Below are 12,800 nucleotides of genomic sequence, written 5' to 3' on the forward strand. Positions count from 1 at the left end.
CTCGCGGACAGCGGCGGCCGGCCCGGCACACGTCCGGGGTCAGACCGACGTGACGGCGGGCTCGCGGCCCACGACCGCCGCCGAGGCCTCCCAGAGGCGCGCCGCCGCGGTGCGATCGTGGGCATGGGGTTCCGCGGGGACGACGGTCGCCCCTCCGCGCAACTGGAACCATCCGTCCGGGCCCCAGTACGCGCCGGATCGGACGTCATCGCCCACCGCGGCGTGCACGAGCGGGACGGCCCCGGCGTCCTTGCCCTGCGCGACCAGACGGCCCCCGACGCGGAGCCACGGTGCTCCGGGTCCGGACGGCACGACCCCCGGACGCGACGGCGACAGCGAGTCGAGCGCGAGACCAGGGTGCGCCACGACGCTCCGCACGGAGGAGCCGCTGTCCGCGAGACGCTGGGCGAGCTCGAACCCGAACAGCATCACGGCGAGCTTGCTCCGCGCGTACTGGAGGTAGTTCACGTAGGGATCCGCCCGGAAGGGGTCCCGCCCGTCGAGCCGGACCCACCGGTGGCTGATGCTCCCGACGTGCACCACGCGACCCGCCGTCCGCTCGAGCAGCGGCAGCACCTGCGCCGTCAAGGCGAAGTGCCCGAGGTGGTTCGTCCCGATCTGCAGCTCGATCCCCTGGGCGGTGCGACGTTCCCGGCGCGACCCCACGACCCCCGCGTTGTTCACGAGGGCGTCGACCGGTCCGAGACCGGCGATGGCGTCGGCCGCCTCCGTGACGCTCCTGAGGTCGGCCAGGTCGACGAGGACCTGCGCGATCGATGCGTCCGGTGCCGCACGACGGATCGCCTGCTCGGCTCGCGCAGCGCGCTCCCGGTCGCGGCACGCGAGCACGACGCGGTGCCCCGCCACGGCGAGCTGCTCGGCCGTGAAGTACCCGAGGCCAGCACTCGCCCCCGTCACGACGACGGTGCGCCGGACCGCCGGATCACCGGACATGTCCGGCGGCCTCCATCTGTCGCAGGGCCTTCTTCAGGTCCTGGACCTCGTCACGGAGCCGCGCGGCCAGCTCGAACTTCAGCTCGCCGGCCGCCTGCAGCATCTGCTCGTTGAGGTCCGCGATCGTCGACTCGAGTTGGCTCGCACCCTCGGCCGCGAGGCCTTCGCGGCGGAGGTTCGGCGTGGGCGAGCGACGGGCGTCGCCGGCCCCGCGGCGCTCCAGGAGCTCGCGGGTGTCGGCGCCCTCGCGCGCGAGGACCTCGGTGATGTCCGCGATCTTCTTGCGGAGCGGCTGCGGGTCGATCCCACGCTCGGTGTTGTAGGCGATCTGCTTCTCGCGACGCCGCTCGGTCTCGTCGAGCGCCTGCCGCATCGAGTCCGTGATCTTGTCGGCGTACATGTGGACCTCACCGCTGACGTTGCGGGCGGCACGACCGATCGTCTGGATGAGCGAGGTGGACGACCGGAGGAATCCCTCTTTGTCGGCGTCGAGGATCGCGACGAGCGACACCTCGGGCAGGTCGAGCCCCTCGCGCAGCAGGTTGATGCCGACGAGCACGTCGTACACGCCCTGCCGCAGTTCGGTCAGCAGCTCGACGCGCTTCAGCGTGTCGACGTCCGAGTGCAGGTAGCGGACACGCACGCCCGCGTTCCCGAGGAAGTCCGTGAGCTCCTCGGCCATGCGCTTGGTCAGGGTGGTCACGAGGACGCGCTCGTCCCGGTCCACACGGATGCGGATCTCCTCGAGCAGGTCGTCGATCTGCCCCTCACTCGGCTTGATCACGATCTGCGGGTCGACGAGCCCCGTCGGCCGGATGATCTGCTCCACCACGCTGTCGGTCACACCCAGCTCGTAGCGGCCGGGCGTCGCCGACAGGTAGACCTTCTGACCGACGCGGTCGAGGAACTCCTCCCACGTCAGCGGGCGGTTGTCCATCGCGCTCGGCAGCCGGAACCCGTGCTCCACGAGCGTGCGCTTGCGTGACGCGTCGCCTTCGTACATGGCGCCGATCTGCGGCACGGTGACGTGCGACTCGTCGATGACGACGAGGAAGTCGTCCGGGAAGTAGTCGATCAGGCAGTGGGGCGCCTCGCCGGGGGCGCGGCCGTCGATGTGGCGCGAGTAGTTCTCGATGCCGCTGCAGAACCCGATCTGCTCCATCATCTCGATGTCGAATGTCGTGCGCATGCGCAGCCGCTGGGCCTCGAGCAGCTTGCCCTGCTGCTCGAGTTCGGCCAGGCGCTCTGCCAGTTCCTCCTTGATGGTGCCGATCGCGCGGTGCATCACGTCGGTGGCGGCGACGTAGTGCGAGCCGGGGAACACGGTCACCGCTGGCAGCTCCTTCACGACGTTGCCCGTGAGCGGGTGCAGCGCCGTCAGGGCCTCGATCTCGTCGCCGAACATCTCGATGCGGATCGCGAGTTCCTCGTACACGGGGATGATCTCGATCGTGTCGCCACGCACGCGGAACGTGCCCCGGGCGAAGTCGACGTCGTTGCGCTGGTACTGCATCGCCACGAAGCGGCGCACGAGCGTGTCCCGCGAGATCTGCTGTCCCACCTGCAGCGCGAGGGACGCGTTCATGTACTGCTCCGGCGTACCGAGGCCGTAGATGCAGGACACCGTCGAGACGACCACGGTGTCCCTGCGGCTCAGCAGGGAGTTCGTCGTCGAGTGCCGGAGCCGCTCGACCTCGGCGTTGATCGACGAGTCCTTCTCGATGAAGGTGTCGGTCTGCGGGACGTACGCCTCGGGCTGGTAGTAGTCGTAGTACGAGACGAAGTACTCGACCGCGTTGTTCGGGAGCAGACCGCGGAACTCGTTGGCGAGCTGCGCGGCGAGCGTCTTGTTGTGGGCGAGCACCAGGGTCGGCCGTTGCACCTGCTCGATGAGCCACGCGGTGGTCGCCGACTTGCCCGTCCCCGTGGCGCCGAGCAGGACCACGTCCGTCTCGCCCGCGTTGATCCGCCCCGCGAGTTCCGCGATGGCGGCCGGCTGGTCACCGCTGGGCTCGTACTCGGAGATGACCTCGAACCGACGGAGGGCTCGGGTGGGTTCGATCATCGTGGTCATGCCGTCGATGCTAAGCGCGACGACCGACAGCGGCCCGACTGGTTCGCGGCGGGCTGATCGCTCGCGCGTATCCTGGTGTGATCACGCTCCAAGATGGCTGATAGGGAGCGGCGATACCGTGATCGACCGTGGGGAGGCGCTCAGGTCGCCGGCTCCACCGCTCCCCCGCTCACTCCGAAGAACAGGACCCGCGATGACCACCGCAGCGAAACCGGCCGCGGCCCCCGTACCCGTCAAGGCGAGCCCCTTCCGCGGACGCCTCCGCGGACGGGTCCTGCTCCTGCTCTGCGTCATGTACGCGATCTCGTACATCGACCGGACGAACATCTCGACCGCCCTCCCCGAGATGGCGAAGGACCTGGACCTGTCGACGACGGCGCAGGGTGCGATCGTGTCCGCGTTCGCGCTCCCCTACGCCTTCGTCCAGATGGGCGGCGGCTGGCTGGGCGAGAAGATCGGCCCGCGTCGGTCGCTCCTCGCCATCGGTGTCCTCTGGGGCGTCGCGACGATCTGGACGGGCCTCGCGGGCGGCGTCCTCAGTCTCTTCCTCGCTCGCGCACTCCTCGGCCTCACCGAGGGATCCGCGTTCCCCACCGCGACGCAGGCGATGAGCCGGTGGATCCCCCGGGACCGCAACGGGTTCGCCCAGGGGATCGTGCACTCCGCCTCGCGGCTCGGCAACGCCCTCGCCCCGCTCCTCGTCGCGGCGATCATCGCCGCCGCCGGCTGGCGCGAGTCCTTCATCTACGTCGGCCTGCTCAGCGCCATCTGGGCGGGATTCTGGTGGTTCCTCTTCCGCGATCGTCCGGAGACCGCACCCGGCATCTCGCAGCGTGAGCTGGACGAACTCCCGCCCGCCCAGGTGCGCGCCACGCGTCCGCCGGTCCCGTGGCGCCAGCTCATCAAGCAGATCCTGCCGGTCTCGTTCGTCGACTTCGGCTACGGCTGGACGCTCTGGGTGTTCCTCACCTGGATCCCGTCATTCCTCGCCGACTCCTACCACCTCCCGCTCACGACGTACGCCGGCTACACGTCGGTGATCCTCCTCGCCGGCGTGATCGGCGACACCGTCGGTGGCATCGTCTCGGACCGACTCATCCGTCGTGCCGGTGACGCGCGCAAGGCCCGTCGCACGGTCCTCCTGATCGGGCTCGTGGGTTCCGCGGTGTGCCTGCTCCCGCTGCTGTTCTCGCACCACCTCTGGCTCGCGTCCGCCTCGCTCATGCTCTCGTTCTTCTTCCTCGAGCTGACGAACGCCAACCTGTGGGCCATCCCGATGGACGTCGCCCCCCAGTGGTCGGGCACCGCGAGCGGCATGATGAACACCGGCTACGGCTTCGCCGGCGTGTTCTCCCCCATCGTGTTCGGGTGGCTCGTCGGGGTGTCCGGGTGGCAGTGGCCGTTCGCCCTGTCCGTCGCACTCCTCCTCGGCGCCGCGATCGTCGCCTGGTTCATGAACCCGAGGCGCCTGACGGTCACCGACGGCGTGCTCGAGATCGGCGTCCCGGCGGCGGAACGCATCGCCTGAGACCACGACGGACGGGCCGTCCCAGCTGGGTGGGACGGCCCGTTCGCGGATCACCGCTCGACGTGCGACCCGCCGACGTCGTCCGTCTCGCCGACGAGCGCGTCATCCGGTTCGACGGCCTCGCTCGAGGGCTCGCGTCCCGCGTCGCGGACGGCACGAGCCGTCGTCGTGGTCGTACCGCCCGCGGACGCGAGCCGCTCCCGTCCGCGGCGCCGGGCCTCCCGAGCGCTCCGGGACCCGAGCGACGGACGCCCGGTGAGCGGGATGCTGAGCGGCGTCCAGCGGAACAGTTCGGTGATCGCGACGGCGAGCACGATGACGAGCACGTACGTGACCGGCGTGAGCCACGGCTGCGCGACATGCCGCTCCAGCCAGCTGTCGCCGTAGAGCAGCAGGAAGATCACGAACGGGTGGCTCAGGAAGATGCCGAACGACCGGTCGGACCCGTAGTCGATGACGCGCGCCAGGAGGGTCGAGGGGTCGCGTCGGTCGGCCCACGCCGCGCCGAGCGCGAGGAAGCCCATCCCGATCGCGGCGCTCCAGACGACCTCGATCGGCTGCAGCGGGGTGCCGGCCGCGTACAGGGACTGGCCGAGGAGCACCTGCCCCGCCCACACGGCGAGGGTGAGCACGCCGACCCCGGTGACCCCCCAGCCGATGAGTCGCCGACGCACCCGGATCCAGGTGAGGAACGCCTCCGCGTGGTCCGCGGCGACGGCACCCGAGACGATGAAGAAGACGTACATGAAGAAGAACTGCTTGCTGTACCCGTGCATCCAGTCGAACGAGTGCGGCCAGTACTTGTACGCGCCGTAGACGACCAGGTTGACCACGAGCGCGACGACCGTCAGCAGCACGTGATGACGGCGCGTGCGTCGGACCAGCCACATGATCGCCGGGAGCAGCAGGTACACCTGCATGGTCACGAGCAGGAAGTACAGGTGGTACATCGCCGTGCCGGTCACGATCCCGTGCGCGAGGTCCGTCACCAGGAGCGGGACGTCCCCGCGCTCGGTCGCGCTGAGGAGCCACGCCGACCCGACGTACACGAGGGACCACGCCAGGTACGGCACACCGACGAGCAGGAACCGCTTCGGCCAGAACTGCGACATCGGCTTCGGTCGCAGTGTGTAGCTGTAGACGAGGACGAACGCCGTCAGCGAGAAGAACACGAGGCGGGTGAAGTGCAACAGCGCGAGCAGGGCGTAGTAGAAGTGGTTGTCCGACGCGGTCGTGTGGCTCGTCGTGTGGACGCCGATCACACACGCGAAGGTCAGGATCCGCAGGACGTCGACCTCGTACAGGTGACGCGGGCGGCCGTTCTGCCGTGTCGGTGTGGTGACGTTCGTGTCGGTGGCGGCGGGGGCGGATTGCACCGCTCAAGGCTACGGCGTGATCCGATGAAGGTCCCGCAGGCGGTGACTACTCCACCGAGGCCATCGCCCGCACGCGCGCGCGCTGCACCTTGCCGGTCGGCGCCCGGGGCAGGTCCGGGACGACGATGATCTCGACCGGTCGGCGGAACCGGGTCAGCTGCGCCGCGCAGCGGGCGGTCAGGTCGGCGACGAGCGACGCGGCCGCCGTGTCCTCGCTCGGTTGCGGGATGACGTAGGCGACCGGGACGTGCCCGAGGATCGGGTCGGGGCGCCCCACGACCACGGCCTCGAGCACGCGCGCGTCGCCGAGCAGGACGTCCTCGACCTCGGACGGGTAGACCTTCTCGCCTCCGCGGTTGATGACGTCGTCCGATCGGCCGGCGAGCGACACCCACCCGTCTGCGGAGATCGAGCCGAGGTCGCCGGTGGACAACCAGCCCTCGGCGTCGAACCGCTCGGAGGCCCGGCCGAACAGGTACCGGCTCACGACCCCGGGTCCGCGGATCCACAGCGCACCGACCTCGCCGGCCGGGAGGAGCGCGCCGTCCTCTCCACGGACCTGGACCTCGGAGCCGACGGGGACGCCGACGGAACCGGGTCGGGGCGCTGAACCGAGGGGGGTCGCGGTGATCTGGCTGGCACCCTCGGTCATCCCCCAGCTCACGACGAGCGGCGTCGCACCGAGGGCCGCTCGGACCGGGTCGGGAAGTGGGGCGGAGGCGCTCCGGACGAACCGGAGACCCGCGGGGAGGTCGAGCGGCCCCGTCTTCGCGAGGACGGCGAGGACCGCCGGCACGGCGTTGAGCCAGGTGATGCGACGCTCGGCCAGGAGCTCCCAGAAGCCGGTGCGTCGGAACCGCTTGTCGAGCACGAGCGTCGAACCGGCCACCATGGTGGCGAGCAGCCCGACGACCTCGGCGTTGACGTGGAACAGCGGGAGCGAGTTGAAGCCCCGGTCCTCCCGGGTGAGCTCGTTGTGGTCGGCGACCGCTCGTGCCACGAACACGAGCTGGGGTTCGGGCAGTTCGACGCCCTTCGGCGTGCCCGTCGAACCGGACGTGAACAGCACGACGGACCCGGTGTCGAGCGCGTCGGGAGCGCTCGACGGGACGGTGCCGGCCACGACGTCGATCGGGTGACCGGTGGCGGGGTCGATGTGCGCCGCCGCGGTCCCGGCGATCGTGGCGTCGTCTGCACGGTCGGAGACGACGAGGGAGGCGCCATGGAGCAGGTCCGCGAGGCGCAGGGGCTCGGAGGTCGGCTGCCCGGTGTCCACCGGGACCGCACGACGGCCGGAGGACAGCGCTGCGAGGTGCATGACCGCGAACGACAGCGGGTCCCCGAGATCCACGAGGACCGCGCCGGAGGGGGCGATCCCGAGGTCGTCGAACACCGACGTCCAGGCCTGGACCGCTTCGGCGAAGGCCCGGTACGTCAGCACCCGGTCGGACCGGGCGTCCTCCAGGTAGTGGTGGTCCGGGTCGTCGGTTCCCCGACGTCGGATCAGGGCGGCGAGGGTGTCCACTGACCTGCCCCCGGAGCCTTCCGGATGCCGGTCTCCGCTGACGTCGTCCACTCCACGTTGCACTCGCCCATGCTATTGCGGCTCCCTATGAACGTGCAGAGGCGCGGGATCCTCACCCCTGGGACGGCGTCGGTGCCGCGGAGCGCGTGGGGTTCGGCTCGTGGGTCTGCGGGAGCGGGAACCGCGTCAGCATCCAGTGCCACAGCGGCAGCATGCGCGGGGTGCCGTTCGCCTGGAGCGGGGTGGCGTCGTCGATGATGAGCGAGTGCGCCTGGTCGGGGTCACCGACGTCCAACCGGGTGAGGATCGCGTGCGGGTCGCCGGATGGAGGCCGCGTCGTCGTGACCGACGGGCCGTGCGGACCGTCGAGACCGAGCACGCGCCACGAGCCGCGGATGCGCGGCCCGAACACGTCACGCACGTCGTCGATCGCGTACTCGCGGGTGATCGGCGTGACACCCGGGCGGTCCATCCACGCCGCGTGCGCCGCCCCGTCGGACTCGACGGGCGACGAGAACATGAGCGCACCGAGCACCGGTCGGATGTGCGCGATGAAGGCCGCCTCGCCGCCGCCCTGGGAGTGGCCGGCCACCACGATGTGGTCCCAGGCGATGTGACCCGAACCGTCCACGAAGCGGTTCCATCCGCCCGCGGGGTCCGCGCTCGACAGGTGCGCCACGGCGTCCCGGAGGCGAGCGGTGATCGACCCGGCAGGTCCGACGTCGCTGAACTGGGAGGCATCGGTGCCGTCGAACCGGTTCCGCTGGACCTGCGTGTAGCAGCGGGGGTCGTTCTCGCACGTCCCGGACAGCGTCGTCCCGAGGTTCCAGTAGTCGAGGCCGAGCACGTTGTACCCGGCCTGGGACGCGACCGACAGGAACGTCCGGTAGTCCGCGGGGCGCGCCCGCGTGGCGGGCAGGAACAGCAGCAGGGGGCCGTCGCCGACCGATCGGGACGCGAAGTCCGTCGCGTTCGGCGTGAGGCGCTGCCCGTCGACGGCACCGATCCGGAACCGACGGAAGTCTTGCGTCTCCGCGGGCGGGCCGACGTGGCCGAGCGACCCCGACGGGCCCCGGGGAGCCTCGGCGGTGGCCTGCTGGTGCTCGGACGCCGTGTCGACCACGACCACGACCGCGACCGCGACGGTGACGGCGAGTACGACCACGAGCAGGGCATGGAGGGCGTGACGCGCGGCCGAGGACACGTGCGGGGACGTTACCGGACGCCGCCGCGCGCAGGCTGCTTGCTCCCTGACGGGTCAGAAGAACTACTCAGGTTGAGACGCGACGATGCGGTCCCACACCTCGTCCGCAGCGCGGATCGTGTCGGCTGGCGAACCGGTCGCGTCGACGACCAGGTCCGCGAGCGCGAGCCGCTCCTCGTCGCTCGCCTGTGCCGCGACCCGACGTTCCGCGTCCCCACGCTCCATGCCACGGTGGCGCACCAGGCGCTCGATCCGCTCGGGAGCGGGCGCGTGTACGACGACCACGGTGTCGAAGCGGAGCGGCCGTCCCTCCTGGGCCTCGGCCAGCAACGGCACGTCGTAGACCACCACGGCGTCGGGATCTGCCCGCTCGGCCTCGGCGAAGCGCTCCTTCGCGATGCGCCACACCTCGGGGTGGGTGATCGCGTTGAGGGCGGCGCGCGCCTCCGCGTCGCGGAAGACGACCGCGCCGAGGGCCGGGCGATCGAGGGACCCGTCCGGCGCGATCACCGACGGGCCGAACCGCTCACGGATCGCCGCGAGCCCCGGGCTCCCGGGCGCGACCGCCTCGCGCGCCAGGAGGTCGGCGTCGACGACCACCGCACCGCGCTCCGCCCAGCGCGCGGACACCGTCGACTTGCCCGCCGCGATGCCACCCGTCAGTCCGATGATCCGCACGTCCACCACCTTAACGGGCGAGAGCCCGGCACCCTCGTGGGTACCGGGCTCTCGGGACGCGTCGGGCGGTCAGCTGTTCGAGCTGAGCCGCTCGCGCAGCGCCGCGAGCGAGGCGTCGTCGGCCAGGGTGCCCTGACCAGCCGTCTCGCTCGAGAACGACGACCCAGCGGACGCGGCGGGCGCGTCGAAGGGCGTGGACTCCTCGGCGATCGACGCGGCGACCTGCTTCTTGTGCGCTTCCCAGCGAGCCTGGGCAGCCGCGTACTCCTTCTCCCACGCGTCGCGCTGGGTCTCGAAGCCCTCGCGCCACTCGTTGGTCTCCGGGTCGAAGCCCTCGGGGTACTTGTAGTTGCCCTGCTCGTCGTACTCGGTCGGCATGCCGTAGAGCGCCGGGTCGAACTCGTCGCCCTCGGGGTCGACGCCCTCGTTCGCCTGCTTGAGGCTGAGCGAGATACGGCGACGGTCGAGGTCGATGTCGATGATCTTGACGAAGACCTCGTCACCGACGGACACGACCTGCTCCGCGAGCTCGACGTGCTTGTTCGACAGCTCCGAGATGTGCACGAGGCCCTCGATGCCGTCGGCCACACGGACGAACGCACCGAACGGCACGAGCTTCGTGACCTTGCCCGGCGCGACCTGACCGATCGCGTGGGTGCGGGCGAAGACCTGCCACGGGTCCTCCTGCGTCGCCTTGAGCGAGAGCGACACGCGCTCGCGGTCGAGGTCGACCTCGAGGATCTCGACGGTGACCTCCTGGCCCACCTCGACGACCTCGCTGGCGTGCTCGATGTGCTTCCAGGAGAGCTCGGACACGTGGACGAGACCGTCGACGCCGCCGAGGTCGACGAACGCACCGAAGTTGACGATCGACGAGACGATGCCCTTGCGGACCTGGCCCTTGTGGAGGTTGTTGAGGAACGTCGTGCGCGACTCGGACTGCGTCTGCTCGAGCAGGGCGCGGCGCGACAGGACCACGTTGTTGCGGTTCTTGTCGAGTTCGAGGATCTTCGCTTCGATCTCCTGGCCGAGGTACGGCGTGAGGTCACGGACGCGACGGAGCTCGATGAGCGAGGCCGGGAGGAAGCCACGGAGGCCGATGTCGACGATGAGACCGCCCTTGACGACCTCGATGACCGTGCCGGTCACCACGCCGTCGGACTCCTTGATCTTCTCGACGTCGCCCCACGCACGCTCGTACTGCGCGCGCTTCTTCGACAGGATGAGACGGCCTTCCTTGTCCTCCTTCTGGAGGACGAGGGCCTCGACGTCGTCGCCGACCTCGACGACCTCGTTGGGGTCGACGTCGTGCTTGATCGAGAGCTCGCGGGAGGGGATCACACCCTCCGTCTTGTAACCGACGTCGAGGAGGACCTCGTCGCGGTCGATCTTCACGACGGTCCCGGAGATCAGGTCGCCGTCGTTGAAGAACTTCAGGGTCTTCTCGACCTCGGCCAGGAAGTCATCAGCCGAACCGATGTCGTTGATGGCGACCTGCTTAGGAGCCTTGGTCGTGGTGGTTGTCATGTAGAGATTGCTCCGAACGGGCATTGATCGGGCCATGACGATCGGGGTCCCCCTGGCGAGCACGGGAGGTCCGTGCACGCTTCGGCATGGCGAAGTGGATGCTTGACGCGGATTGCGCCGCACCAGTCTAGCCGGGCCTCCCCCACGGTCACAACCGCGAGCGGGACCCGCGACGGCTCCGTCCCGGGACCCCCGACAGGGGGCGTAACCGCCCCGGGGCGGACGTCATTCCCGCTCGGGGAGCAGCGCCGACCGGAGCGTGTCGAGTCCGACCCCGCCGAGGGCCAGGGCGTCGCGGTGGAAGGCCCGCAGGTCGAAGTCGGCACCGGCACGCGCCGCGGCCTCGTCGCGGATGGACTCCCACACACGCTGACCCACCTTGTACGACGGGGCCTGTCCCGGCCAGCCGAAGTAGCGGTCGACCTCGAACCGGACGAACGCGTCGTCCATGTTCACGTTCTGTCGCATGAAGTCGAGCGCGTACTCGTGCGTCCAACCACCGCCGTCGGGGTTCGTCTTCTGCAGGTGCACCCCGATGTCGAGGACGACGCGGGCCGCCCGCATCCGCTGGCCGTCGAGCATGCCGAGGCGGTCGCCGTCGTCGTCGAGGTGGCCGAGCTGCTCCATGAGCCGTTCCGCGTAGAGCGCCCAACCCTCGACGTGTCCCGAGGGGCCGGCGAGCTGACGCCGCCACGTGTTGAGCTCGCCGCGGTTGTAGACCGCCTGGCTGATCTGCAGGTGGTGGCCCGGGACGCCTTCGTGGAACACCGTCGTCTTCTCGCGCCAGGTCGCGAACTCGGTCACGCCGTCGGGCACGGACCACCACATGCGGCCCGGCCGGCTGAAGTCGTCGCTCGGGCCCGAGTAGTAGATCCCGCCGTCGTGGGTGGGGGCGATCCGGCACTCGAGGCGACGGATGGGGTCCGGGATGTCGAAGTACGTCCCCGCCAGGGCCTCGACCGAGGCGTCCGAGGTCTCCTGCATCCAGGCGCGGAGTGCGTCGGTGCCGTGGAGCTTCCGGGCCGGGTCCTCGTCGAGCACCGCGATCGCCCGGGCGACGCTGGCCCCGGACTCGATGCGGTCGGCGATGCGCTCCTGCTCGGACCGCATCCGCGCGAGCTCCTCGAGCCCCCACGCGTAGGTCTCGTCCAGGTCGACGACCGCGCCGAGGAACCGACGGGAGTGCAGCTCGTAGTCCTCGCGTCCGACCGCGTCCACCGGGGTGGCGAGCGGCATCAGCTCGTGCTCGAGGAACCGACCGAGCGATCGGTACGCGGCAGCCGCGACGGCGGCGCCACGGCTGAGATCGGCACGGACCGACTCCGGCAGCGCACCACCGTCGTCGAGGGCGGCGCCGGCGGCCAGCTCGTCGAAGAACCCGCCGTCGCGGGCGTTCCGGAGGGCCTGCTGCGCCACGGCGGCGACCTGTCGCTTCGCGGGGGTCACGCCCTCGCGCGCCCCCTGCAGCAGGGTCTCGCGGTACCCCTCGAGCGCGTCGGGGAGCGCGGACAGCCGGTTCGCGATGTCCGACCAGTCGTTCGCCGTCGCCGTCGGCATGAGGTCGAGGACGTCCCGCAGGTGCTGCGCCGGGCTCGCGATGACGTTGAGGTCCCGGAGGTGGAGTCGCCGGTCGTACGACTCGACGACCAGGTCGAGTTCCGCGCCGAGGTCCGTCTTCGTCACGCGGTCGATCGCGTCGACGGGCTCCGCGGCGTCGAGGCTCCGGCGGGCCGCGCGTGCGGCGTCCGCGAGGGCGTCCGCTCCCGAGGGCGACGTGTCACCGTACGCACCCTGCCGACCGCCCACGCCGATGTAGGTCCCGATCGTCGGGTCGAGGTCGACGAGTGTCGTCACCCAGTCCTCCGCGACGCGGTCGACGGCGGACGGGTTGCGGACAGGACGCTCGGAGCTCATGGTGCGACCATAACGACTCC

9 protein-coding genes are annotated in these 12,800 nt (G+C 70.6%); 1 reads left to right on the forward strand and 8 read right to left on the reverse strand.

The annotated features are described in order from the left end of the window. Positions 1 to 39: 39 nt before the first annotated feature. Complete coding sequence (locus DEI82_RS04275) at positions 40 to 954, reverse strand: SDR family NAD(P)-dependent oxidoreductase (protein ID WP_111009124.1); 915 nt, start codon at positions 952 to 954, stop codon at positions 40 to 42. Next, positions 944 to 3,028, reverse strand: a complete 2,085-nt coding sequence (gene uvrB / locus DEI82_RS04280) for an excinuclease ABC subunit UvrB (protein WP_181434794.1) — start codon at positions 3,026 to 3,028, stop codon at positions 944 to 946. The genes DEI82_RS04275 and uvrB overlap by 11 nt, the downstream gene beginning before the upstream one ends. Before the next feature lie 193 nt (positions 3,029 to 3,221). On the opposite strand from uvrB, the gene DEI82_RS04285 reads away from it, so the two are divergent. Further along, complete coding sequence (locus tag DEI82_RS04285) at positions 3,222 to 4,556, forward strand: MFS transporter (RefSeq protein WP_111013273.1); 1,335 nt, start codon at positions 3,222 to 3,224, stop codon at positions 4,554 to 4,556. 50 nt (positions 4,557 to 4,606) lie between these two features. Here the strand turns inward: DEI82_RS04285 and DEI82_RS04290 are convergent, their stop codons facing one another. The 6 genes from DEI82_RS04290 to DEI82_RS04315 all read right to left on the reverse strand — a co-directional run bounded on the left by DEI82_RS04290 (position 4,607) and on the right by DEI82_RS04315 (position 12,780). Beyond that, a complete protein-coding gene (locus DEI82_RS04290) occupies positions 4,607 to 5,932 on the reverse strand; it encodes an acyltransferase (RefSeq protein WP_111013272.1) in 1,326 nt (441 codons plus the stop codon). A 46-nt stretch (positions 5,933 to 5,978) separates the two neighbouring features. Then, positions 5,979 to 7,457, reverse strand: coding sequence for a class I adenylate-forming enzyme family protein (locus DEI82_RS04295; RefSeq protein ID WP_181435101.1), 1,479 nt, complete (start codon positions 7,455 to 7,457; stop codon positions 5,979 to 5,981). Between the two features lie 112 nt (positions 7,458 to 7,569). Then, complete coding sequence (locus tag DEI82_RS04300; RefSeq protein ID WP_111035895.1) at positions 7,570 to 8,661, reverse strand: hypothetical protein; 1,092 nt, start codon at positions 8,659 to 8,661, stop codon at positions 7,570 to 7,572. A gap of 63 nt (positions 8,662 to 8,724) precedes the next feature. Next, positions 8,725 to 9,339, reverse strand: coding sequence for a dephospho-CoA kinase (coaE, locus tag DEI82_RS04305; protein WP_111035955.1), 615 nt, complete (start codon positions 9,337 to 9,339; stop codon positions 8,725 to 8,727). A 69-nt stretch (positions 9,340 to 9,408) separates the two neighbouring features. Beyond that, the gene (rpsA, locus tag DEI82_RS04310; protein WP_111009129.1) at positions 9,409 to 10,866 is read right to left on the reverse strand and encodes a 30S ribosomal protein S1; all 1,458 of its coding nucleotides are present in this window, start codon (positions 10,864 to 10,866) and stop codon (positions 9,409 to 9,411) included. 225 nt (positions 10,867 to 11,091) lie between these two features. After that, positions 11,092 to 12,780 (reverse strand): DUF885 domain-containing protein, encoded by a 1,689-nt coding sequence (locus DEI82_RS04315; RefSeq protein ID WP_111035896.1) that lies wholly within the window; start codon positions 12,778 to 12,780, stop codon positions 11,092 to 11,094. Positions 12,781 to 12,800 lie beyond the last annotated feature (20 nt).

This window comes from Curtobacterium sp. MCBD17_019 (assembly GCF_003234555.1).
In the GTDB taxonomy this organism is placed as follows: domain Bacteria; phylum Actinomycetota; class Actinomycetes; order Actinomycetales; family Microbacteriaceae; genus Curtobacterium.